The 21,793-nt window shown below is 74.5% G+C and carries 20 protein-coding genes and 3 pseudogenes; 14 read left to right on the forward strand and 9 right to left on the reverse strand.

The annotated features are described in order from the left end of the window. Positions 1 to 64 precede the first annotated feature (64 nt). The gene (locus tag C0216_RS15215; RefSeq protein WP_114055817.1) at positions 65 to 436 is read right to left on the reverse strand and encodes a hypothetical protein; all 372 of its coding nucleotides are present in this window, start codon (positions 434 to 436) and stop codon (positions 65 to 67) included. Positions 437 to 612: 176 nt separating this feature from the next. Here C0216_RS15215 and C0216_RS15220 point away from each other — a divergent pair, with 176 nt between their 5' ends. The 5 genes from C0216_RS15220 to C0216_RS15240 all read left to right on the forward strand — a co-directional run bounded on the left by C0216_RS15220 (position 613) and on the right by C0216_RS15240 (position 3,850). Beyond that, positions 613 to 813, forward strand: a complete 201-nt coding sequence (locus C0216_RS15220) for a hypothetical protein (protein ID WP_114055818.1) — start codon at positions 613 to 615, stop codon at positions 811 to 813. Further along, positions 810 to 1,124 carry a DUF4190 domain-containing protein gene (locus C0216_RS15225; RefSeq protein ID WP_246042549.1) on the forward strand — a complete coding sequence of 105 codons (315 nt, stop codon included), beginning with the start codon at positions 810 to 812 and terminating at the stop codon, positions 1,122 to 1,124. The genes C0216_RS15220 and C0216_RS15225 overlap by 4 nt, the downstream gene beginning before the upstream one ends. A 229-nt stretch (positions 1,125 to 1,353) precedes the next feature. Continuing rightward, a complete protein-coding gene (locus tag C0216_RS15230) occupies positions 1,354 to 2,454 on the forward strand; it encodes an LLM class flavin-dependent oxidoreductase (RefSeq protein WP_114055819.1) in 1,101 nt (366 codons plus the stop codon). Continuing rightward, entirely contained in the window at positions 2,451 to 3,104 is a 654-nt protein-coding gene (locus C0216_RS15235; protein ID WP_114055820.1) for a CE1759 family FMN reductase, read from the forward strand. The genes C0216_RS15230 and C0216_RS15235 overlap by 4 nt, the downstream gene beginning before the upstream one ends. A gap of 119 nt (positions 3,105 to 3,223) precedes the next feature. Then, positions 3,224 to 3,850, forward strand: a complete 627-nt coding sequence (locus tag C0216_RS15240; RefSeq protein ID WP_114055821.1) for an ATP-binding protein — start codon at positions 3,224 to 3,226, stop codon at positions 3,848 to 3,850. A gap of 25 nt (positions 3,851 to 3,875) precedes the next feature. On the opposite strand, the gene C0216_RS15245 is transcribed toward C0216_RS15240, so the two are convergent. Next, entirely contained in the window at positions 3,876 to 4,982 is a 1,107-nt protein-coding gene (locus tag C0216_RS15245) for a glutamate--cysteine ligase (protein WP_114058684.1), read from the reverse strand. Between the two features lie 376 nt (positions 4,983 to 5,358). On the opposite strand from C0216_RS15245, the pseudogene C0216_RS15250 reads away from it, so the two are divergent. The 3 genes and pseudogenes from C0216_RS15250 to C0216_RS15260 form a co-directional block, all read left to right on the forward strand. Next, positions 5,359 to 5,586: pseudogene (locus C0216_RS15250) on the forward strand (aspartate/glutamate racemase); the annotation flags it as partial. Between the two features lie 48 nt (positions 5,587 to 5,634). Then, entirely contained in the window at positions 5,635 to 6,297 is a 663-nt protein-coding gene (locus C0216_RS15255; RefSeq protein ID WP_114055822.1) for a HEAT repeat domain-containing protein, read from the forward strand. A 13-nt stretch (positions 6,298 to 6,310) separates the two neighbouring features. Then, positions 6,311 to 7,318 carry a MerR family transcriptional regulator gene (locus tag C0216_RS15260; protein WP_114055823.1) on the forward strand — a complete coding sequence of 336 codons (1,008 nt, stop codon included), beginning with the start codon at positions 6,311 to 6,313 and terminating at the stop codon, positions 7,316 to 7,318. A gap of 47 nt (positions 7,319 to 7,365) precedes the next feature. Here C0216_RS15260 and C0216_RS15265 read toward each other — a convergent pair whose 3' ends face one another. Further along, the gene (locus tag C0216_RS15265) at positions 7,366 to 8,415 is read right to left on the reverse strand and encodes an AraC family transcriptional regulator (RefSeq protein ID WP_114055824.1); all 1,050 of its coding nucleotides are present in this window, start codon (positions 8,413 to 8,415) and stop codon (positions 7,366 to 7,368) included. 127 nt (positions 8,416 to 8,542) lie between these two features. Here C0216_RS15265 and C0216_RS15270 point away from each other — a divergent pair, with 127 nt between their 5' ends. From C0216_RS15270 to C0216_RS15280, 4 genes and pseudogenes are all read left to right on the forward strand, one after another. After that, positions 8,543 to 8,917, forward strand: coding sequence for a LysR substrate-binding domain-containing protein (locus C0216_RS15270; RefSeq protein ID WP_162793213.1), 375 nt, complete (start codon positions 8,543 to 8,545; stop codon positions 8,915 to 8,917). A 284-nt stretch (positions 8,918 to 9,201) separates the two neighbouring features. After that, a pseudogene (locus tag C0216_RS35340) lies at positions 9,202 to 9,666 on the forward strand (carbohydrate binding domain-containing protein); the annotation flags it as partial. Positions 9,667 to 9,804: 138 nt separating this feature from the next. Then, positions 9,805 to 10,764: pseudogene (locus C0216_RS35345) on the forward strand (chitinase); the annotation flags it as partial. A gap of 106 nt (positions 10,765 to 10,870) precedes the next feature. Further along, entirely contained in the window at positions 10,871 to 11,512 is a 642-nt protein-coding gene (locus C0216_RS15280; protein WP_114055827.1) for a GOLPH3/VPS74 family protein, read from the forward strand. A 176-nt stretch (positions 11,513 to 11,688) separates the two neighbouring features. On the opposite strand, the gene C0216_RS33880 is transcribed toward C0216_RS15280, so the two are convergent. The 4 genes from C0216_RS33880 to C0216_RS15295 all read right to left on the reverse strand — a co-directional run bounded on the left by C0216_RS33880 (position 11,689) and on the right by C0216_RS15295 (position 16,426). Further along, positions 11,689 to 11,847 (reverse strand): hypothetical protein, encoded by a 159-nt coding sequence (locus tag C0216_RS33880; RefSeq protein ID WP_174250401.1) that lies wholly within the window; start codon positions 11,845 to 11,847, stop codon positions 11,689 to 11,691. Between the two features lie 86 nt (positions 11,848 to 11,933). After that, the gene (locus C0216_RS15285) at positions 11,934 to 12,980 is read right to left on the reverse strand and encodes a Gfo/Idh/MocA family protein (RefSeq protein WP_114055828.1); all 1,047 of its coding nucleotides are present in this window, start codon (positions 12,978 to 12,980) and stop codon (positions 11,934 to 11,936) included. A 71-nt stretch (positions 12,981 to 13,051) separates the two neighbouring features. Next, positions 13,052 to 14,128, reverse strand: coding sequence for an adenosine deaminase (locus C0216_RS15290; RefSeq protein ID WP_114055829.1), 1,077 nt, complete (start codon positions 14,126 to 14,128; stop codon positions 13,052 to 13,054). Positions 14,129 to 14,929: 801 nt separating this feature from the next. Beyond that, positions 14,930 to 16,426, reverse strand: a complete 1,497-nt coding sequence (locus tag C0216_RS15295) for a glycoside hydrolase family 6 protein (RefSeq protein ID WP_114055830.1) — start codon at positions 16,424 to 16,426, stop codon at positions 14,930 to 14,932. Between the two features lie 410 nt (positions 16,427 to 16,836). Here C0216_RS15295 and C0216_RS15300 point away from each other — a divergent pair, with 410 nt between their 5' ends. Further along, positions 16,837 to 17,526, forward strand: a complete 690-nt coding sequence (locus C0216_RS15300) for a hypothetical protein (RefSeq protein WP_114055831.1) — start codon at positions 16,837 to 16,839, stop codon at positions 17,524 to 17,526. A 4-nt stretch (positions 17,527 to 17,530) separates the two neighbouring features. On the opposite strand, the gene C0216_RS15305 is transcribed toward C0216_RS15300, so the two are convergent. Next, the gene (locus tag C0216_RS15305) at positions 17,531 to 18,580 is read right to left on the reverse strand and encodes a PP2C family protein-serine/threonine phosphatase (protein WP_246042550.1); all 1,050 of its coding nucleotides are present in this window, start codon (positions 18,578 to 18,580) and stop codon (positions 17,531 to 17,533) included. A 387-nt stretch (positions 18,581 to 18,967) separates the two neighbouring features. Next, positions 18,968 to 19,114, reverse strand: a complete 147-nt coding sequence (locus C0216_RS33885) for a hypothetical protein (RefSeq protein WP_174250402.1) — start codon at positions 19,112 to 19,114, stop codon at positions 18,968 to 18,970. 496 nt (positions 19,115 to 19,610) lie between these two features. Here C0216_RS33885 and C0216_RS15310 point away from each other — a divergent pair, with 496 nt between their 5' ends. Next, on the forward strand, positions 19,611 to 21,788 hold the full coding sequence (locus tag C0216_RS15310) for a YcaO-like family protein (protein ID WP_114055833.1): 2,178 nt from the start codon (positions 19,611 to 19,613) through the stop codon (positions 21,786 to 21,788). Positions 21,789 to 21,793 lie beyond the last annotated feature (5 nt).

Below are 21,793 nucleotides of genomic sequence, written 5' to 3' on the forward strand. Positions count from 1 at the left end.
CTTGAACGGGAGGGAAAGACGCAACGGTCCGCTTCCCACGCTACCGAGGCAGCCCCCCGGGCGCTCACCGGCGGCCCGGCCCCCCGGGGTCGAGCGCGATCAGCACAGCGGCGCCGGCGAGCGCCAGTGCGGCCAGGGCCTGCAGGGCGGCGGAGAGGGGCGCGCGGCGCCCCAGCGGCCAGGCGCTCAGCCCGGCCAGGGCGGCCGGGACGAGGAGCGCCGAGGCGACTGGTGTCCAGTCCGTGCCCGTGGTGTCCGCGAACAGGTCGGCGTCCGTGTGGCCGAGGCCGACGAGCAGGGCGACGCACGCGGCCGCCGCGTCGAGGACCAGTAGCGCGGCTCCGGCCGCCGCGTCGGCGGCCGGATGGAGCCGCGGCCGTTGCAGGGCGGGCGGCGGCGGGGCCGGGGAGCGGCTGCTGCCGGGAGGCTGTGCCATGTCCACACTGTGCCCGGCGGGCCGGGCGGCGGCCTGAGTACGCGTACTCAGATCCGCCCGACTTCCGGCACCGCCTCGCCCGTGCCGGGGGAAGCGCCGGTAGTGCGCCGCCGGTACGGGGGTAACCGGACCGAGTAGTGCGCAGAACACCCGCTACCCGAACGGAGGGACGTCCGATGCTCTTCCTCGTGGCCGCCCTGCTGCTGCTCGGGGTCCTCCTCGGCGCCGTGGCCCACGTACCCGTGTCCGTCAGCGTTGCAGGCGGCCTCGCCATCGCGCTCTGGCTCGCCGTCTTCGCCGCCCGCGAGCGGCTCTCCGGCCCGGCCCGGGCGGGATCGCCGGGCCGTACCCGCCGCCGGGGAGGTGCCGGCCGATGAGCGCGCGCACCGGTGAACAGGCCGATGCCCGGACCGGGCAGGGGCGCCGGCCGGGCGGGCCCCTCCCGTACGCCGCCCGGATCCGGGAGGCAGACGCGATGGCCGTCACGGCGTTCGTCCTCGGCCTGGCGGGCCTGCTCGTGGCGAACCTGGTCCTCGGCCCCACCGCCGCCGTCCTCGGCGTGCTCGCCCTGCGCAAGGGCACCACCAGGCCTGGCCGGGCCCGCCTCGGCATCGCCCTGGGCGTGGCCGGCGTCGTGGTCCTCGGCTGCCTCGTCGCCGCGGACGGCACGTGGTCCTGGAGCGTGTGACCAGCCTCCGGCCCGACCGTCCGCCAGGGCTGGGCGGCGAGGTGACACACCCCCGCCGGCGCCCTGTCCGACCGGGCCGCGGGGCTGGTAGGCAGGGGCGTACGGGGGGTGGCCGGGGCGCCGGGGTCCGGCGCCCCGGCCGTCCTCCGGACCGCGGCCGGGAATACCTCGCAGGGCGCCCCCGTTCCCGGGTATAGTTGAAATATAAACAACCCTGGGAAGGGGAGCCATGCAGTTCGGGATCTTCACCGTCGGTGACGTCACGCCCGATCCGACCACCGGACGCGTGCCCGGCGAGCACGAGCGGATCAAGGCCATGCTCGCGATCGCACTGAAGGCGGAGGAGGTCGGCCTCGACGTCTTCGCCACCGGCGAGCACCACAACCCGCCGTTCGTCCCCTCCTCGCCCACGACGATGCTCGGCTACATCGCCGCGCGCACCGAGAACCTCATCCTGTCGACCTCCACCACGCTGATCACCACGAACGACCCGGTGAAGATCGCCGAGGACTTCGCGATGCTCCAGCACCTCGCGGACGGCCGCGTCGACCTCATGATGGGCCGCGGCAACACGGGCCCGGTCTACCCCTGGTTCGGCAAGGACATCCGCGACGGCATCGACCTCGCCATCGAGAACTACGCCCTCCTGCGCCGCCTCTGGGACGAGGACACCGTCACCTGGAAGGGCAAGTTCCGTACGCCCCTGCAGTCCTTCACCTCCACCCCCCGCCCGCTCGACGGCGTCGCCCCCTTCGTGTGGCACGGCTCCATCCGCTCCCCGGAGATCGCCGAGCAGGCCGCCTACTACGGCGACGGCTTCTTCCACAACAACATCTTCTGGCCGGCCTCCCACACCCGGCAGATGGTCAACCTCTACCGGCAGCGCTACGCCCACTACGGCCACGGCACCCCCGAGCAGGCCGTTGTGGGACTCGGCGGCCACGTGTTCATGCGCCGCAACTCCCAGGACGCGGTCCGCGAGTTCCGCCCGTACTTCGACAACGCCCCGGTCTACGGCCACGGCCCCTCCCTCGAGGAGTTCGCCTCCCAGACGCCCCTGACCGTCGGCTCGCCCCAGCAGGTCATCGAGCGCACCCTCTCCTTCCGGGACTACGCCGGCGACTACCAGCGCCAGCTGTTCCTGATGGACCACGCCGGACTGCCCCTGAAGACCGTCCTGGAGCAGATCGACATGCTCGGCGAGGAGGTCGTGCCCGTCCTGCGCAAGGAGTTCGCGAGCCTCCGCCCGGCCGGCGTGCCGGACGCGCCCACCCACTCGGCCCGCGTCGCCGCGGCCCGGCAGACCCCGAAGGAGAAGACGCAGGCATGAAGCTCATCGCCGTATCGGCCGGACTGGGCTCGCCCTCCTCGACCCGGCTGCTCGCCGACCGGCTCACCGCCGCGACGCTGGAGCACGTCGACGCCGAGCCCGAGGTGATCGAACTGCGGGACCTGGCCACCGAGATCGCCCGGCACCTCACCACCGGGTTCCCGTCCGCCCGCCTGGCCGCCGCGCTCGACGCGGTGGCCGCCGCGGACGGCCTGATCGCCGTGACGCCGGTCTTCGCGGCCTCGTACAGCGGCCTGTTCAAGTCGTTCTTCGACGTCATCGACAAGGACGCCCTCACCGGGAAGCCGGTGCTCCTCGGCGCGACCGGCGGCACGGCCCGCCACTCCCTGGCCACCGAGCACGCCCTGCGCCCGCTGTTCGCGTACCTGCGGGCGCTCGCCGTGCCGACCGCCGTGTACGCGGCCTCGGAGGACTGGGGCGAGGAGGGCCTCGACCGGCGGATCGCCCGCGCGGGGGCGGAGCTGGCGCGGTTCATGGCACCGGCGGGCCGGGCCGGAACCCCCGACACGGACACCGCCGCGGCGATCGCGCCCCGGTCGCTGACGGGCGCGATCACGTCGGTGGACCCGGCGGACGGCTTCGAGGTCGTGCCGTTCGCCCAGCGTTTGGAGGCCCTGCGGGTCCCGTAGCCGGCCCACCCGCCGGCGGGCACGGGCACGGGCCCGGCCCAGCCGCAACGGCTGCCGCCCCGGCGATCCAGGCCGGGGCGGCAGCCGTCAACGGGACGGCCGCGGGGCATACTTCCGGGATGACGACCACCCCGCGGGCCTCCTGGCGGAACACCACCCACGACTGGGCGGGCACCGTCGACCTCGGCCACCTGGAGCACATCCGCCGGAACCCGGCCGTCCACGCCCCCGGCGGCACCCGGCACCTCGTCCTCGAAGCCGTCGCCTACGCGGCCGACGAGGCGGCATCCGGCAACGGCGGGCACTGCCGCCTCACTCTCCACCCCGACGGCTCCGTCGCCGTCGCGGATGACGGTCGCGGCACGGACACCCGCCTCGACGAGCACGGACGCCCCGTGAAGAAGCCCGTCATGGCGACCAAGGACCTCCGGTTCTTCGACCACCCCGCCGCACCGCCCCTGCCCGACGCCCACGCCCGGCGGGGCATGTCCGTCGTCGCCGCGCTCAGCACCTGGCTCGTCCACACCAACCGCCGCCGCAACGGCTCCTGGACCCAGCGGTACGAACTGGGTGTGCCGGCCACCGGCCTGCGCCCCGTCCCCGACGACGGCACGACCGGCACCACTGTCCACTTCCTCCCCGCCCGCGTGCTGCGGGAGGCGGGCGGCCCGACGTCCGACGACCTGGCCCGGCTGACGGCGGCTTGGCCGCACCTCTGCGTGCAGATCGACGACCGCCGCACCTGACCCCCGGATCCCGCGGGGAGACAGGCTACGGCCGGCCCGGCCCGCCCGCCGTCAGCCGGGCGCACTCGGCCACGACCTCCGGCAGCCCGCCGCGCTCCTCCAGCAGCCGGCGCTGCACCCGGGCCCCGTTGCCCCGCTCCAGCAGCTCCGCCACGCCCTTGCGGGCCGCCGCGGCGTCCCCGCTGTCCTCCAGGGCCTCGCCCACATGCTCCAGCAGCGCCTCGACCACCGCCTCCGCCGGGGCCTGCCGCATGGTGCGCGGGTCGACGAGCGGGCCGTCCAGGCCCGACTTGCCCGCCCGCCACGACGCCAGCCGCAGCAGGCCGACACCGATCCGGGCCGGCGGCTCGCCCGCCCGCCAGGCCCGGGAGGCGGTCTCCACCAGCGCGCGGGCCAGGGCGGCCAGCAGCACCGGCTCGGAGGGGTCCAGGCACACGTCCGCCGTGCGCAGCTCCACCGTCGGGTACGTCGCCGACAGCCGGGCGTCGAAGTACACCATCCCCGCATCCCGCAGGACACCCGTGCCGAGCATGTCCCGGACCTGCTCGTGGTAGCGGTCGGCGCTGCCGAAGACCTCCACCGGCCCTGCGGACGGCCACCGGTTCCACACCCGGCTGCGGTAGCTGCCGTACCCGCTGTCCTGGCCCTGCCAGAAGGGGGAGTTCGCGCTCATGGCCGTCAGGACGGGCAGCCAGGGGCGGATCCGGTCCAGGACGGCCACGCCCTCCTCGTCGGACTCCACCGACACGTGGACGTGGCAGCCGCAGGTGAGCTGCTCCTGCTCGGTCAGGCCGAACTGCTCGCCCACCCAGCGGTAGCGCTCCCCGGGGCTCCTCGACGGCTCCACCGGCAGGGGCGAGGTGGCGAGCGCGGCAACCGAGGCCCCGGCCTCACCGGCGTGGCGTGCGGCCTCCGCCCGCCACCGGGCGATCTCCTCGGCGAGTTCGCCCATCTGCGTCACGGGCCGGGTCGCGAACTCGACCTGCTCGTTCTTGAGCTCGCGCTCGAAGACCTCCTCGCCGCCTCCGGGTGCCTTGCGCGCCGCCTCCAGCACGGCGGCCGCGAGCGCGATCGGCTCCCCGGTCCGCGGGCTCACCAGCAGCAGCTCCTCCTCCACGCCCACACTGCGCACACCCGTCACCGGCGGCCTCCCGCATGCCGGCCGCCCTCACGCCTGGTGGCGGTGAGGAGCACGGCCACCAGCATCGGCACGGTGAGCAGCACCACGTTTGCCATGACGAACCTTCCCTGTCGATGAGCAGGATGCCTACTGTCTGGCCGCTCCACGCGATCACAAACCCCCGACCCGCCGAATGTGCGCTCCACACCCCGGTCAAACCCGGCCTTATAAAAGAGAACCTGGAGTCTTATTCGACTTATGGAAGCATGGTGGCGGCAAGCGGCAGCACAATCCGCGGCCGACGCCGACGCCGACGCATGGGGAGCGGGAGGCGCCGACATGGTGCTCATCTGCACGAACACCATGCACAAGGTCGCCGACACCGCACCGGAAGGTCATCCAGGACCTCGTGTCCGCCGGAGCGGAGGGCATCATCCTGGGCTGCACGGAAATCGAACTCCTCGCAGGCCCCGAGGACAGCCCGGTCCCCCTCTTCCCCACGGCCCGGCTCCACGCCGAAGCAGCCGTGACCGCCGCCCTGTCGGATGCCTGGAACGCCCCCGACGCCCCCGATGCCCGGGTCGGGCCGTCCGGGCCCTCCGTGCGTCCGGCTTGACCCTGACACCGTGGCAAGGGCTTCACTGCGGGCCAGGAGGTGGTTCCCATGGCCACGTCGGAATCCGACACGCAGACCGTGCGCGCCCTCGCGGCGCTCGCGCACGACGACCCGTCCGTCCGACTGCGGGCGGCGCTCGCGGTCGGCTCGGCCCCCGACCCGGGCAGTGTCCGCCCGCTGGCCGAGCGGTGTGCCGTCGAGCCCGAGTTCCCCGTGCGCGAGATGCTCACCTGGGCGCTCACCCGCCACGCGCCCTCGGCGACCGTGCCCCTGCTGGTCGACGCGGTGCGGGGAGGGCGGGGACAGGCGCGGAGCCAGGCGCTGCACACCCTTTCCAAGATCCGGGACAGGAGGGCCTGGCCGGTGGTCACGCCCGCCCTGCTCGCCGACCCCGACGACGAGGTGGCCCGTAGTGCCTGGCGCGCCGCGGTGGTCCTCGTACCCGAGGGGGAGGAGCAGGCCCTGGCCGTAGGGTTGGCCACGCAGCTCGGGCGCGGCGGACGCGAGACGCAGCTGAGTCTCAGCCGGGCGCTGGTCGCGCTCGGGGAGGCGATGCTGCCGGCCGTGGACGCCACGACACGCCACCCCGACCCCGGCGTACGCACGCACGCCCTGGCCACGGAGCGGCTGCGGCGCGACCCGGACGCCGGGTTCGAGCTCGCGATCGAGGAGGCGAAACGCGTCACGGCCCTGGGCGGGGCCGGGCAGTGAAGGGCGGTGGGCAGTGCTGATCGGCGACGTCGCGCGGCGCTCCGGGGTGAGCGCCCGCATGCTCCGGCACTACGAATCGCTCGGCCTGGTCCGCCCGGAGGTGCGGACCGCCTCCGGCTACCGGGAGTACTCCGACGCGGACATCCGGCGCATCTTCCACATCGAGAGCCTGCGCTCCCTCGGGCTGTCGCTGCGCGACGTCGGCCGCGCGCTCGACGACCCCGGCTTCGCCCCCGCCGGGCTCGTCGAGGACCTCATCGGCCGGACCCGGGAGCGCATCGCGGCGGAGACGGAGCTCCTGACGCGGCTGAGCCGGATCGGCGCCGCGGCGCCCGCCGACTGGGAGGACGTCCTGCAGACCACCGCCCTGCTCCAGGCGCTGGCGTCGCACAGCGCGGGGGCCCGGCAGCGTGCGGCCCTCGCCGCGGCCGCGGAGGCCCCCGTACCGGTGGAGGCACTGGTGGAGGCCGCGCTCGGCGAGGCGGACCCGCACGTCGCCGGAGCGCTCCGGTGGGCCCTGGCGCAGGCGGGCGGGGACGGTCCGGCGCTGCTCGGGGAGGGCCTGCGCTCGGCGGAGCCCGAGGTGCGCGGACGGGCCGTCCGGGCCCTCGCCGAGATCCCGGGCGCCGAGGCGACCGCCCTGCTGGAGGAGGCCCTCGCAGGCCCCGACACCGACGTCCGCTGCCGCGCGGCCCTGGCGCTCGGGGCGCGCGGAGTGCCCGGGGCCGTTCCCGTCCTGGTCGCCATGGTCGTCGAGGACCGCAGCGACGCCGACGCGGCCGACGCACTGGCCGCCCTGGCGGGCGGTCCCGCCTCGGCGGACCGCATCGCCGCCGCCCTGGCCGACCGCCTCGGCGATCCCGCCACCCCGGCCCCCGCCCGCCGCCGCCTGACCCAGGCCCTCGCGGACGTCCCCGGCGCCGCGGCCGCCCGCACCCTCGCGGACCTCTGCCGCGACGCCGACCGGGTCGTCGCCTCAACGGCGGCGTACGTGCTCGGCCTGCGCGACGCCGGCCGGTAGGCAGCCCCGGCAGCAGGGCGACTGCCCGCCGGCCGCCGCGGCCGGGTTCACGGCTGCCGGGCGCGCGGAAGCGGTCCGCGGCGCAGCGCGGCGGGGGTGGTCCCGTACCAGCGCTTCACTGCGCGGCGCAGCGTCCGCGCGTCGGCGTAGCCGGTGCGGGCGGCTACCCTGTCGACGCCGAGGCCGGTGCCGCGGAGCAGCCGGGTGACGTGGCTCCGCCGCAGGGAGTCGAGTTCACCGTTCCAGGTGGTGCCGTGCTCCTCGAGCCGCCGCTGGACCGTGCGGGTGCCGGCGGCCATGCGCCGGGCGACCGCCGCCAGTGTGGGGGTGGACTCCTCGTAGGCGGAGGCCAGAGCGGCGCGGAACAGGTCGAGCCAGTCGTACAGCGGGACCGAGGCGGCGAGCGTCTGCTCGGCGTGCCGCTTCAGCACCGCGGACAGCCCCGGTTGGGCGGCAGGGTTGGCACTCTCCAGGTCGGAGGCCAGAAAGGTGAGGGAGCTGACAGGGGCCTCGAACTCGATGGCGCGGGTTCCGAACAGCTCGATCAGGGAGTCGTGCCGCCGGGGCGTTTCGGCGGCGAGCGTGACCCGCAGCGGGACCAGGTCGCGCTGAACGGCGCTGCTCAGGCGCTGCAGGTACACGCCGAGGGCGTAGGCGCTGATGGCGTTGCCCGCCTCGTAGGCGACATCGGCCTGGTTGACGTGGCCGACGGTGATCTGCCGGCCGTCCTCGCTGATGCCGAGGGCGTCGGTGGAGGGGTCGCCCACCGAGGCGAAGCAGGCGGAGGCGTCCCGGAGGCCTTCGAGGGGGGTCGGCGCGGAGGGAACCAGGTAGTCCCAGGCGCCGAGCGCACCGAATCGGGACTCCTTGGCCAGGGCGAGCGAGAGCATCGTCCAGGGGGCGCGCGCGGTCGCCAGCTCCGCCAGGCGGACCACCGTGCTCGTGGGGGTGCGGCACAGGTCGTCGTTCAGGTGCTCCGGCGCCAGCCCGAGCAGCCCCACGTAGCCCTTTGGCGGCACGTGGAGCAGCCGAGCGGCTGCCACGTAGACGCGGGCCAGGCCGGAAGAGGTGGTGTTGCGGTGGGGCGGTGCGGTCACAGGCGCCGAGGATAGTCAGGAGGCTCGCGGCCGCGGACGCCGGGGATGCGCACCCGCCGATGCGCAGTTGGCGCGCGGGGTCCGCTTGTCGGCGCGTGCGGCCCCCCGTGTGCCGGACACGGCACCCGTGGCCCGAGCGTCCACAGTCGGCGGGCGGCACCGTCGCCGCAAGGTCGTGCTCACCCCGGTGGGCGAGCAGCTGCGCGACGACCTGCACCCCGCCCAGCGGCAGATCCAGCAGGCGGTCGAGCGCGCTCTGTCTGCCGGGCGCGGCGTCAGCGGTGTGCTGGACGTCGGGTACTCCGGTCCGACGGCCGCCGACGTTCTGCTCCGAGCCGCGGACGTCTTCCAGCTTCGGAACCCCCACTGCCAGGTCCGGATCCACGAGATCCAGCTCACCGACCTGTACGGGCCCATCCGCAGCGGCCAGGTGGACGTCCAGGTCACCGAGGGCCCCGTCGCGGAACCGGACCTCACGGCCGGCCCGCTGCTGTTCCGGTAGGACCGCGTCGTGCTCGTCTCCCGGGACCACCCCTTCGCCGCGTACGAGTCCGTCCCGGTCGAGGACTACGCCGCTCGCCGGCCATTGGTACAGACCTATTGACCCTCCCTTGGTGCGCTCCTACGATCCGGACCGGTACGGCCCCACCTGTCCCCACGCATCCGGAGCCGGGCGCCACGCCCCCCATCGGCCTGTCATGGTCATGGTGTTCGGCTGGAAGGGAGCACCGCATGTTCCGTCGAAGGCCACGCCCCCCGCTCCCGCCGCCGTCGGGCGGCCCCGCCATGAGCGGGCAGCGCGCCCTGCAGCGCCCGCTCGCCGCCCTGAGCGCCGTCGCCGTCGCCGCCGCGGGCCTGGCCGTGGCCGGATCCGTCGCCGCCGGGGCCGCCACCTCGGCGGACGCGGCCGCCAACCTGGTCGCCAACCCCGGCTTCGAGAGCGGCCTGTCCGGCTGGAGCTGCACCGGCGGCTCCGGTACGGCCGTCGGCAGCCCGGTCCGCTCCGGCAGTTCCGCGCTCAGGGCCGTGCCGAGCGGCCAGGACAACGCCCGGTGCTCCCAGACGGTCGGCGTCCAGCCCAATTCCGCGTACACCCTGACCGCGCACGTCCAGGGCAGCTACGTCCACCTCGGCGCCACCGGCACCGGACTCACCGGCACCACCTCCGCGTGGACTCCGAACAGCGCCTCGTACGCACCGCTTACCGTCAGCTTCACCACCGGCCCGAGCACCACCTCCGTCACCGTCCACCTGCACGGCTGGTACGGCCAGCCCGCCTACCACGCGGACGACGTCTCCCTCACGGGCCCCGGCGGCACGCCCCCGCCCACCAGCCCCCCGCCCACCAGCCCTCCGCCGACGAGCCCGCCTCCCACCTCCGAGCCGCCCGGCGAGACCTGCCCCCTGAAGCCCAAGCCCGCGGGCAAGGTCCTCCAGGGCTACTGGGAGAACTGGGACGGCGCCGCGAACGGAGTCCACCCCGGCATGGGCTGGATCCCCATCACGGACAGCCGGATCGCCGCCCACGGCTACAACGTCGTCAACGCCGCCTTCCCGGTGATCCGCTCCGACGGCACCGTCCTGTGGGAGGACGGCATGGACGCCACCGTCAAGGTGGCCACCCCGGCCGAGATGTGCCGGGCCAAGGCCGCCGGCGCGACGATCCTCATGTCCATCGGCGGCGCCACCGCCGGCATCGACCTCAGCTCCAGCACCGTCGCCGACCGCTTCGTGGCCACCATCGTCCCGATCCTGAAGAAGTACAACTTCGACGGGATCGACATCGACATCGAGACCGGCCTGACCGGCAGCGGCGACATCAACACCCTGTCCCCGTCCCAGGCCAACCTCGTCCGCATCATCGACGGCGTCCTGGCCCGGATGCCCGCCGGCTTCGGCCTGACCATGGCGCCCGAGACCGCGTACGTCACCGGCGGCAGCGTCACCTACGGCTCGATCTGGGGCTCGTACCTGCCGATCATCAAGAAGTACGCCGACAACGGCCGCCTGTGGTGGCTGAACATGCAGTACTACAACGGCAGCATGTACGGCTGCTCCGGCGACTCCTACCCCGCCGGCACCGTGCAGGGCTTCACCGCCCAGACCACCTGCCTCAACAACGGCCTGGTCATCCAGGGCACCACCATCAAGGTCCCGTACGACAAGCAGGTCCCCGGCCTCCCGGCCCAGCCCGGCGCGGGCGGCGGCCACATGGCGCCGGGTCTCGTCGGCCAGGCGTGGAACGCCTTCGGCGGCTCCCTCAAGGGCCTGATGACCTGGTCGGTCAACTGGGACGGCTCAAAGGGCTGGGGCTTCGGCGACAACGTCAAGTCCCTCCAGGGCCGCTGACGACAACCCGGCCCACGGGCCCCGTACCGCACCGCAGCCGGCCGCTCTCCCTCCGGGGGCGGCCGGCTCAGGTGACAATGGACCTCTGCCGCGAGGGGAGACGCCGATGACCACGACAGCGACGACGGCGAAGGACCTGTTCCTCACCGCCATGGACCGCCGGTTCGCACCGGAGGTGGGGCAGGGCGACCTGTCGCTGGCCCTCGCCGGGGCGGAACTGCTCGACCTCCTCGGCGCGAGGGCGCTCACCCTGGACGGCGACCGCGTCGTGCCGGGGGCCGCGGCGGCACTCGGCGACGTCCTGCTGGACGAGGCCTCGGCCGCGCTCGTGCGGCAGCCGCCGTACGAGCAGGTGGAGGACTGGCTGTGGCGCCGGGGCCGCGACCTCGCGGCGGCCTACCGGCGCGCCCTCCAAGCGGACGGCGGACTGTCCGCGCGGCGCAGCGGCCGCCTGGGCCTGGGCGCCGTACGGGTGGAACCGGTCGATTCCCCGGCGCGCGAGCGGGCCGCGGCCCGCCTGGAAGCGGCGGAACCGGTACTCGGCGCGCTCGCCGCCGCGATCGGCATCGGCATCGCCGCGGACACGGAGGCCGGACAGGCGGCCGTCCCCGCCGCGGCCGCTCTCGAAGACGAGCCGGTGACGACCGTACTGGCCGCGGTCATGGACGCGGTGATGGAGCTGGAGGCCGTACGCCGGCGGCGCTCCATCGAGGAAGCGGCGTTCGCGAACATCTGGCGGGCGCCCTGAGCGCCACGCGCGGCTTCCCAGTGCTGTGGCCGGGAAGGTTCACCGGGACACGGCGCCCGGCACGGCGCCTCGCCGCGTTGGCGGACCGCACACGTACGCCCCGTACGCGCCGCGGCCTGCCGCCTTGCGATGCACCGCACCGGACACCGCGCCCCGGCAAACCTTCCCGGTCACGGCTAGTCGCCCCCGCCGCCGCAGGACGAGCCGCACGACGACCCGCCTCCCGAGCCGCCGCCGCTCCACCAGCTCTTGCGCCGCTTCGAGCGCCCGCCCGGAAGCAGGACCTTGAAGCCCACCACGACGATGACCACTGCGATGGCCAGGACGACTTCCATCCTCTGACCCCCCGTTCTTCCTGTGTACCGGTCGTGCACGGACGATGCCCCGCGCGGCAGCCCGCCGAAGCCCGGTTTGAGCAAGTTCAGAGGTTCGGGCCGCGCTCAGTCCGGCCGGCAGGACGCAGGCTGCGCAGCAGTTCGTCGCACAGCGCCATCGTGGCGGTGTTGTCCGCCGCCGAGGCCGCCTGCGGGGTGACGTTGGCGACCGCCTCCAGGAAGTGCCGTACCTCTCCGGCGAACCCCCGCAGGTACAGGTCTTGGTGGCCGCCGGAGGCAGGCGAGTTCACCGAGCGCACGACGACGGTGTCCTCGTCCAGCTCCTGCCAGGCCTCGCCGCGGCCCGCCCCGGCGCGTCGCGCGTGGTGGTAGGCCACGGCGGACAGGTTCTCGACCCGGGCGAAGCCGCGCTGCCCGGTCACGGTCAGCTCTTCCTGCTCGCGGCTCCAGGCAGGCACCCCGGCCAGCGTGAGGCTGCCGACCACCCCGCTGCGGAACCGCAGCGTCGCCGCCATGCTGATGTCGGAGCCCCGGGAGTTGGTGTGCCCGGAGACCTCCGCCACCTCCCCGAACAGCCACCGGACGAGGTCGACCATGTGGACGGCGCCGAACTTCAGGTACGTGTCGTCCCGGAGTGTGTCCGTCCACGGGCTGAACGCGAAGAACGCATGGAAGGACAGCACCCGCCCGAACGCCGCCTCGTCGGCCATGAGCCCCGCCAGCCGCCGGTAGGCCGGGGCGTGGCGCTTCATGAACCCGACTGCCACACTGCGCCCCGCCTGCTCCGCGGTGTCCGCGACGCGGCGGGCCTCGGCCTCGTCCATGCCGAGCGGCTTCTCCGCGAAGACGTGGGCGTCGGCCCGCAGGCAGTCCTCGGTGACGGCGGCCTGGTCCTCGGGGGCGACGCTGACGAACACCGCGTCCAGGCCGTCCTCGGCGAGCATCCGCCGGTGGTCGCCGTGCCCGCGGGCCGCCCCGTGCAGGGCTGCGGCGCGGGCGGCCGCGGCGCGGTCGCGGGTGGCGATGCTCGTGAGCCGGCCGCCGGCCAGTCCGAGGGCCGGATAGAGGTTGGCGCGGGCGTGCCGTCCGTGCCCGATGAAGCCGATCCGCAGGTCCTCGATGCGCCGGGCCATCGTCCGTCCTCCCACAGGGCCTGGATGGGACTGCCGGCCGCCCCGTGGGAGGGGCGGCCGGTCCGTCGGGGTCAGGCGTGCGCCGCGTACGCGGGCAGCACCACGTCGGCGATGAGCGCCTCGCGCTCCGCCAGGGGGATGAAGGCGCTCTCCAGCGCGTCGACGGTGACCGCGCGCAGGTCGTCCAGGGTCCAGCCGGCCTCGTCCACCAGCAGCGACATCTCGCGGGTCATCGACGTGCCGGACACGAGCCGGTTGTCGGTGTTGACGGTCACGCGGAAGCCGAGCCTGCGCAGTTCGGTGATCGGGTGGGTCGCGATCGACGCGGCGGCGCCGGTCTGGAGGTTGGAGGTGGGGCACATCTCCAGGGCGATCCGGCGGTCGCGTATCCAGGACGCCAGACGCCCCATCCGGCCGTCGGCGATGTCGTCGGTGATGCGGACGCCGTGCCCGATGCGCAGCGCGCCGCAGGTCTGTACCGCCTGGTGGATGCTGGGCAGGCCGTGGGCCTCGCCGGCGTGGATGGTGAAGGGCACGCTCTCGGAGCGCAGGTGCGCGAACGCGGCCAGGTGGTCGGCCGGCGGGAAGCCGTCCTCGGCGCCCGCGATGTCGAAGCCGACGACGCCGGCATCCCGGTAGGCCACGGCCAGGTCGGCGATCTCGCGGGTCCGGTCGAACATGCGCATGCCGCACAGCAGGGTGCCCACCCGGACGGGGGTGCCGTCCGCGGCGGCCTTGGCCATGCCGGTGGCGAGGCCTTCCTGGACCGCCTCCACGACCTCGTTCAGGGTGAGCCCGCCCCGCACCATCAGCTCGGGCGCGTACCGCACCTCGCCGTAGACGACGCCGTCCGCGGCGAGGTCGAGGACGTACTCCTCGGCGGTCCGCAGCAGGCCCTCGCGGTGCTGCATCACGGCGAGGGTGTGCTCGAAGGTACCGATGTACCGGACGAGGTCGCCGGAGCCTGCGGCCTCGACGTACCAGGCGGCGAGCTCGGCGGGGTCGGTGGTCGGCAGCCGGTGGCCGACGGACGCGGCGAGCTCGACCAGGGTCGCGGGGCGCAGGCCGCCGTCGAGGTGGTCGTGGAGCACGGCCTTGGGCAGCCGGGCGATGGTGTCGGGCGACAGGGAGGTGACGGTGCTGGTCATGCCTGGTTTCTCGGTGCGGCGACGGATCGCGGGGGGCGGGCTGACGGGCGCGCCGGGAAGGCCGGGCCCGCGTTGCGCAGGCCGCCGGGCCTCCTCGACGCGGGTCAAGTTATACGTATTACGAATGCGGGGCAAGGGCCGCCCCGAGAGGGCGGGGCGCGTCGGCGGCCCTGCCGCCGACGCGACGCCCGCCGACGCTGCTGCCGCCGCGTCCGGCCCGGGTCACACCCGCGTGCAGGTGGCGCCGGTGACGGCGTCCAGGGCCGCGTCGGCAACGGCGGCGCGGGGATGTGGGAGGGCGGCGCCGGAGGCGGTACGCCCCCTGCGCCGGCCCCGAGGCGGTGCGCCCGCCGTCCGGGCCGGCGTACCGAACCCTGTGCACGGCATGCCGGTTGCGCCATGCTGAGCGCATGCACCCAGTCCCCGGCACCGCCCGTACGGCCCGCACCGAGGCGCGAGCCGTGCCGTCCCCGGTCCCCGCGCAGGGCGGATAGGCCGCCCATGCCCGGATACCGGTGCGCGGCATGCGGCCACCAGCGGATCGTCCACTCCGTCCTGCGCGGCGGCAGCTGCCGGGGCAGCCTCTCCTGCGAGTGCCGCGAGAGCCGCGCGGGCATTCCCGCCGCGCCGCGCCCGGCCGCGGCCCCTCAGGAGCCGTCGGAGCCGGAATGCGCCGCCTGCCGGTCACCCTTCGGCGCGTGCCGGTGCGACTCCTGGTGGGCCCGCGACGACGGCCGGCACGGCCCCTGCGGCGGATGCGGCGGGTAGGCGTCCCGGCCGCACCGCCGCGGGTGCCGCCCGTCAGCGGCCGTCGATCAGCGCCTCCGCCAGCACCGGCGAGAACGCGCCGGCCGGCGGCGAACCCGCCGGGCACTCGGCGGAGTTGCCGTCCGAGTCGCCGGGGTTCTTGAGCCACAGCTGGTACTCGGCGCCGCCCGCGCTGCCGGCCCGCGAGGTCACGCCCAGCTTGCGCTTGCCCGGGTTGCAGAACCCGACGTGGCCGCTGCCCGGATCGCCGGGGACGACGTACCCGCCGTTGCCGTTGCGGGCGGTGTCGACCACCCAGCGGCTGGTCACCCCGAAGTCGGCCTTCAGCCGGGCCGCCAGGCGCTTGCCGTAGTCGTCGGCGACGGCCGTCGCGTCGAAGTTCGCCACGTTGACCGACACGCCGCGCGCCGCTGCGACACCCGAGCGGTCGAGCAGGTACGCCATCCGCTCCAGGCCTATGCCCTGCGTGCCGCTCAGGTCCGGGCCGAGCGTCCAGGTGGCGTTGCCGGCGTCCAGGTACGTCTGCACGAAGCCGCCCTGGTCCCGCAGCCGCTGGGTCGCGTACCGGAGCATGTCGAAGCGCTCCTCGGCGGCGCCCTTCATGCACGCGTCGTCGGAGGACTGGGCCACGGCGTCCGGCTCCAGCACGACGACCGCCGGGCGGCCCGCGATGCCCTGCGCGAACTTGTCGATCCACGCCTTGTACGCGGCCGGAGAGCCCGCGCCGCCGGAGGAGGCGCCGCCGCAGTCCCGGCCCGGGATGTTGTAGGCGACCAGCACCGGCAGCCGGCCCTGCGCCGCCGCGGCGCCCACGTGGTCCGACACCTCCGTCTGGATGCCGGTGGCGGGATCCCGGTCGGCGTCCCAGTCCCCGAACCACTTCGACGTGTTGTGGTCCGCGACGGCCGCCTTGATCTTCGCGGCGCGCGGGTCGCCCGGGTTGCCCGCGACCCAGGCCGCCGCATTGTTGGCCGGGTCGACGTAGAAGCCCTCGCGGGCAGTGGAGGTGGTCAGCGAGACGTTGTCGAGGGTGATGGCCGTTGTGGCCGGCTGCCCGCCGATCTGGAAGTTCAGGGCCCCGGTGGCGGTGTCGATACCGGAGGTGAACGTCCAGGTGAAGCGCTTGGAGACGGTCGCCAGGTCGACCGTGCGGTCGAGCGCCGCCGTGTAGGGGGCGCCACCGAGCTGCGCCGTCGCGCGCAGTCTCGCCGGCGCGGACGCCTTGGCGTCGAAGGACAGTGTGTACGTCGCCCCCCGGCGCAGCCGGAGGCCGTTCTGGCCGACGATGGCGTCCCACGGGTTCTGCGTCCCGCCGGTGGCGGTCGCGGTGAGGGCGCCGCCGGCGGAGGCGATGGACGCGCCGGCGGACCACCAGCCGGCGGTGCCGGCGGCGAAGGTGCCGTTGGCCGCCAACTCGCCGTAGACCGGCTGAGGGTCGGCCGCCGAGGCGGACGGGGCGGTCGAGGCGAGGAGGGCGGCGGCCAGTGCGGGACTGGCGGCTGCGCGGAGCAGTCTGCGTGCGGTCGTCATGGTGGAACGGCCTCCTTCGGTCGCGGTGGGGGCCGGCCTGAACGGCGCGGGGGCACAGCCGGGCCGGGTCCCCCCTCGTGTGCCTGCCCGAGGCAGGCGCACGGACCCCACACCCATGATCACTGGACCGCGGGCCGCGACGCGACCCGGGCCGGTCACGCCTCCCTCTCAAATCCCCTGGCGGAGGCCCGAGTTCGCCGGCGGGCGATGTGGCGCAGCTCTCACCCCTTCCGCCGCCTGCGGCAACCCTTCCGCGCCCGGCGGCAACCGGGGGACGACAGACAGCAGTTCCCGACAGCCGCTCCCCCCGAAGGAGAACCACCCCGTGACCCTTCCCTCCGACCGCCGCTTCCCCCGCCGCCGCCTGGTCCTCGCGTCCGCGGGCGCTCGCCGCCGTCGCCGGCCTCGGCGTGCTGCCCTTCGCCACCCGCGCGGACGCGGGCACCCCCGACCTCGCGCGCACCGCCCTCGCCGCCCGCGACGGCTGGGCGTCGAGCGGCTCGGGCACCACCGGCGGGCAGGCCGCCGACGCGGCGCACGACACAACGGTCACCACCCGGGCCGAGCTGGTCAAGGCGCTCCGCGCCGGCCCATCCGGAGCCCCGAGGATCATCCGGATCAAGGGGCGGATCGACGCCAAAACCGACGACCAGGGCCGCCGGCTCGACTGCGCCGACTACGCGAAGGGCACCGGCTACACGCTCGCCGCCTACCTGAAGGCGTACGACCCCGCCGTCTGGGGCCGCTCCGAACTGCCCGCCGGCGCCCAGGAGCCGGCGCGGGCGGCCGCCCAGGCCCGGCAGGCCGAACGCATCGCCATCGCCGTGCCGTCGAACACCACCGTCGTCGGCGTGCCCGGCACCGACGCGGGCATCAACGGCGGCAGCCTCCTGGTGCAGAAGGCCGACAACGCCGTCTACCGGTGGACCCCCAAGCCGGGCCGCACCGTCCCCCCGGGGGAGCACGTCTTCGCCGTCCAGTACAACCACGCCCGGGGCCCGCGGGCCCCGGGCGCCGACACGTACACCGCGACGGCCGCCACCGCCGGAGGGCGGCAGCACACAGTCACCGGCCCGGTCCGCGCACCGGGCGGAGGCTGACCCCCTACCCGGAGCCCCGGCCCTCGCCCAGCCGGACGGCGAGGGCGGCGACGTCGTCGTCGAGGCGGCCCCGGCTGTAGCGCAGCAGGTCGCCGTGGAGGGCGGCGAGCAGCTCGCGGGGCGGCGTCTGCGGCTGTCGGCGCATCCAGGCCGCCAGCGGGAAGAACTCGCCGTCGCGGGAGCGGGCCTCGGCGATCCCGTCGGTGTAGAGGAGCAGCAGGTCGCCGGGGGAGAGGTCGAAGGTGTCCACGGTGTAGTGCTGGCCGATCAGCTCCGCCAGGCTGAGCAGCGGCGACGGCGAGTCGGGTTCCAGAACGCGGAGCTCCCTCCGGTTCAGGATCAGCGGCGGCGGGTGCCCGCAGTTGAGGATGCGGATGCGTCCCCCCTCGTGCGGGATCTCGGCGAGGAGCGCGGTGGCGAAGCGCTCCATGGGGCCATCCGGGGGAAAGGCGGCGTTGTAGCGGGCGCTGCTGGCATCCAGCCTGCGCGCGACGTCGACCAGATCGGCCTCGCCGTACGCGGCCTCCCGGAAGGCGTTGACGATGGCCGCCGCGGCGCCCACCGCCGGGAGGCCCTTGCCGCGGACGTCCCCGATCAGCAGCCGGACCCCGTACGGGGTGTCCACCACCTCGTAGAAGTCCCCGCCGATGCTGGCCTCCGCTGCGGCCGCCAGGTACAGCGACTCGATCTCGACGTTCCCGAAGCGGCGCGGCAGGGGGCTCAGCACCACCTGCTGTGCCGCGTCCGCCACGAGGCGCACCTGGAAGAGGGTGCGCTCCCGCTGAAGCCGGGCGTGGCTGCCGTACGCGGCAGCCACGGTGACCGCGATGATCCCCGCGGCCGTCCACCACGTCCCCAGGTCGGGGAAGACGAAGCCGAGGCCGATCATCAGGAGGAGGCACACCGTCCCGAGCAGGACGGTGGGCAGGACCGGCCACATGGCGGCGGCGAGGGCCGGGGCCGCCGGCAGGAGGCGGCTGAAGGCCATCTCCGGCGGCGTGGCGTAGGCCAGGCCGGCGATGACGACGGTCAGGATGACCGGCGACAGCCGCACAAGCCTTCCCGGGCCGGGGCGCCGACGGGGCTGCGGCCGTCCGGTCTCGATCACATCTACAGACTATCCATGCAAAGAGGACAAAGCGCCCCGGCGAGGCCGCGCAACCCCGTCTGAAATCGAACGTATGAGTGAAAATGGCGGGCGATGGCCAGACCATGCCGTTCTACTGGCTCCACCCCGACGGCGCCCACGCCGTCAGCGCCCTCCTCACCCCCGCACAGCCGCTCGTCCCCGCCCTCGGCAACCCGTGACCCGGACCGGCTGCACACCGCCGAGCAGCCCGACCGCCTTCGCTGGCCGCACGCGCGGGATCCGCGCGGAGTGCCCGGGCACCGTCGGCCCCGAAGGAGGGGCGGGGGAGAACCCCGCCCCTCCTCCCGCTCGTCAGCGCCGGCCGCGGAGACTGCCGAGGAGCCTGCGCGCCTGCTCCTGCCTGCGCGGGTCCGCAGCGGCCCGGCGTACCGACGCGATGGCCCGCCGCCCCTGGGGGCTGCGGCTGAACACCTTGAGCCTGGCGAGTAGTCCGGACACGGTTCCCTCCCGGTGTGGCCCGTCGTTTCGACGCCGTGTGCCCCGGCCCCGCCCGCGCAAACGGCGGCCCCGGGGGGATTTGCATTCGCCGTGGGGGCCCAAAACGCCGATGAGCAGGGAAAACGCCTGCGGAACAAGCCCTCCCGCGGGGCGGAATCTGGAGTGCGGATGGAGCGCGGCTTTAATTGCGGCGGAATGTGAAAAACGCATCTGTGCAAGGCCGTTGGAGGCCCGTAACGTATTTCCCGTAAGCACGACCGAACGGAAAACAGGAGGAAAAACCATGATCTCCACCGTCAAGGCCAGCGCCGTCACCGCCGTCGTCCACAACCGCGCCGTGGTCCACAACCGGGCCGTCGTCCACAACCGCGCGGTCGTGCACAACCGCACGGTGGCCAAGTGAAGCTGACCGTCTAAGGTCCTTCTCCCACGGCCCCGGGATCCATCCCCCGGGGCCGTGGCCCTTTGTATCGGAACTCGTTTCATGGGGGCGGTAATGCCGGCGGAAGACACCGCTTGGGAACTCCTGGACACCGAGGTGTACGACCTCGGACAGGATATGTGCTTTCTTGCCACACCGAACGGCGGACAGTTCTACATTTCCGCCCCGCCGGACGAGTTCCGCGCCTGGCTGGCACGCTGCGACGGCACCAGGACCCGCACCGAACTGCTCGCCGGAATGTCCCCCGACTACGCCGAGGTCGTCGACGTCCTCCGGGACGACGGCTGCCTGCGCCCGGCCGGGGCCGCCCGCGACGCCGACCGGGCCGCCCGCATCGCCCGCACCACCGTGCTCCTCACCGGCGCGCCCGAACTGACCAACCCCCTCGCCCACGCGCTTGCCACCACCGGATACCGGCACGTCGGGCCGGCCCCCGAAGACCTAATCGCGATTGACGCCGCCGATCTCACCGACACCGTGCTCGTCGCCGCCTTCCCCCACCCCGCGCACGCCGAACTCGGCCGACTCGACGGACTGTGCGCGCGACTCGGCCTGCGCTGGCTGCCGCTGCGCCACGAACGCGGCCGGGCCGTCCTCGGCCCCGCCATCACCCCGGGCGTCTCGGCCGACTTCACCGACGTACTGGAGCGCCGGCTCAGCGCGGCTGCCGACCCGCGGATCCCCGAAGCCATGCGGGCCGCGCCGCCACCCGGGGCCCGCCGGCTCCGCGGCGGCGACATCCGCTGGACCGCCTCCCAACTCGCCGTGAGCCTGGAGCGCTGGATCAGCGGCGAGGCCGCCGTCGACGAGGCCGAGCTCGATCCGCGCCGCCTCACCCGCCTCGAACGCACCATCCTGCCCGTCCCCACCCGGCCGCGGCCCGTGGTCCGCGGCAACCCCGACGACGACCTGCTCCTCGACGACCAGGTCGGCGTGGTGACCGGAGTCCAGGAGCTGGCTCCGCTCCCCGGCATGCCCGCGCAACTGCGGGTGTGCGCCGTGGACGTCGCCGACATGCGGCGCGTCGCGGACTGGCCCAACGACCGGCAGGCGTTCGGCACGTCCTGGTCCGATTTCGACGCCGCCCGCCGCAGCGCCGTCGGAGAGGCAGTCGAACGCTACTGCGGCAGCCGGCTCCCCGAGGACCGCCTCCGCTTCGGCAGCCACGCGAGCCTGCGCCGGGCCGGGATCCCCGCGCTCGACCCGCGCCGCCTACACCTGTACTCCGAGCGGCAGTACCGAAGCGACGGCTTCCCCTTCGCCCCGCTGACCACCGACGCCGAGTGCTCCTGGGTCGAGGGCCGCTCCTGGACGACCGGCGAACCGGTGTGGGTGCCCGCCTTCCTCGTCGCCCACGGCGAGCACGACCCGCTCCCGTACTCCGACCCGCTCGTCGCCGGCGTGGCCTGCGGCACCAGCGAGGAGCACGCCGTCACCTCCGGGCTCGAAGAGGTCATCGAGCGCGACACGACCATGCTGTGGTGGGCGAACGCAGCCCGCCTGCCCCGGCTGCCGATGACGGACCGGCTCCGCGCCCTCACCGCGGACAGCGCCGACGCCTACGACACCACCCTGATCCCCCTGGACAACGAGTTCGGTGTCCCCGTACTCGCCGCCGTCGTCCGCGACCGCGCCACCGGCTGGCTCGCCATCGGCTTCGCCACCCGCCCCGACCCGTACGAGGCGGCGGAGAAGGCGCTCGCCGAGGGGTTCACGCTGCACCACACCTGCCGCTTCCTCGACGACGAGAAGGCTCTCGGGGACGGTGTGGCGGACCTGCCGCACCTCGGCAACCTCATGCCGTACCGCGCCGACCGCCGCTACCTCGACTCCTACCGCCCCGACTTCGCGGACGTCCGCGACCTGCTGTGCCAGCAGCAGCTCCACCTCGACCCGCGGGCCGGCGAGCACGTCGCGCCCTGGCTGGAGGACCTCCCCTTCCGCCCCTGGCACGGGCTGCCCGCCCTCGGCGAGCGGCGCCTCGCCGCCTACCGGGAACGCGTCGAGGCCCGCGGATTCGAGGTCATCAGTGTCGACCTGACGACCTGTGACGCCGAGGCGGCCGGGTTCTCCGCCGCGCACACGATCGTGCCGGGCCTCGTGTCGAACTTCCCCGCCGGCATGCCCATGTGGGGCAACGGCAGGATCGGCCGCGCCGGCGTCCGGCTGGGCTGGCGGCCGCAGCCGCTCGCCGAGACCGAGTACAACGTATTCCCGCTACCCCACGCGTGAGGGAC

Origin of the sequence: Streptomyces globosus, from assembly GCF_003325375.1 — a bacterium.
Lineage (GTDB): Bacteria > Actinomycetota > Actinomycetes > Streptomycetales > Streptomycetaceae > Streptomyces > Streptomyces globosus_A.

Bases quoted from the DNA above. Each gene is read 5' to 3' on its own strand.
- C0216_RS15215 (WP_114055817.1), bottom strand. From the start codon at position 436: ATGGCACAGCCTCCCGGCAGCAGCCGCTCCCCGGCCCCGCCGCCGCCC.
- C0216_RS15220 (WP_114055818.1), top strand. From the start codon at position 613: ATGCTCTTCCTCGTGGCCGCCCTGCTGCTGCTCGGGGTCCTCCTCGGC.
- C0216_RS15225 (WP_246042549.1), top strand. From the start codon at position 810: ATGAGCGCGCGCACCGGTGAACAGGCCGATGCCCGGACCGGGCAGGGG.
- C0216_RS15230 (WP_114055819.1), top strand. From the start codon at position 1,354: ATGCAGTTCGGGATCTTCACCGTCGGTGACGTCACGCCCGATCCGACC.
- C0216_RS15235 (WP_114055820.1), top strand. From the start codon at position 2,451: ATGAAGCTCATCGCCGTATCGGCCGGACTGGGCTCGCCCTCCTCGACC.
- C0216_RS15240 (WP_114055821.1), top strand. From the start codon at position 3,224: ATGACGACCACCCCGCGGGCCTCCTGGCGGAACACCACCCACGACTGG.
- C0216_RS15255 (WP_114055822.1), top strand. From the start codon at position 5,635: ATGGCCACGTCGGAATCCGACACGCAGACCGTGCGCGCCCTCGCGGCG.
- C0216_RS15280 (WP_114055827.1), top strand. From the start codon at position 10,871: ATGACCACGACAGCGACGACGGCGAAGGACCTGTTCCTCACCGCCATG.
- C0216_RS33880 (WP_174250401.1), bottom strand. From the start codon at position 11,847: ATGGAAGTCGTCCTGGCCATCGCAGTGGTCATCGTCGTGGTGGGCTTC.
- C0216_RS15285 (WP_114055828.1), bottom strand. From the start codon at position 12,980: ATGGCCCGGCGCATCGAGGACCTGCGGATCGGCTTCATCGGGCACGGA.
- C0216_RS15290 (WP_114055829.1), bottom strand. From the start codon at position 14,128: ATGACCAGCACCGTCACCTCCCTGTCGCCCGACACCATCGCCCGGCTG.
- C0216_RS15295 (WP_114055830.1), bottom strand. From the start codon at position 16,426: ATGACGACCGCACGCAGACTGCTCCGCGCAGCCGCCAGTCCCGCACTG.
- C0216_RS15310 (WP_114055833.1), top strand. From the start codon at position 19,611: ATGCCGGCGGAAGACACCGCTTGGGAACTCCTGGACACCGAGGTGTAC.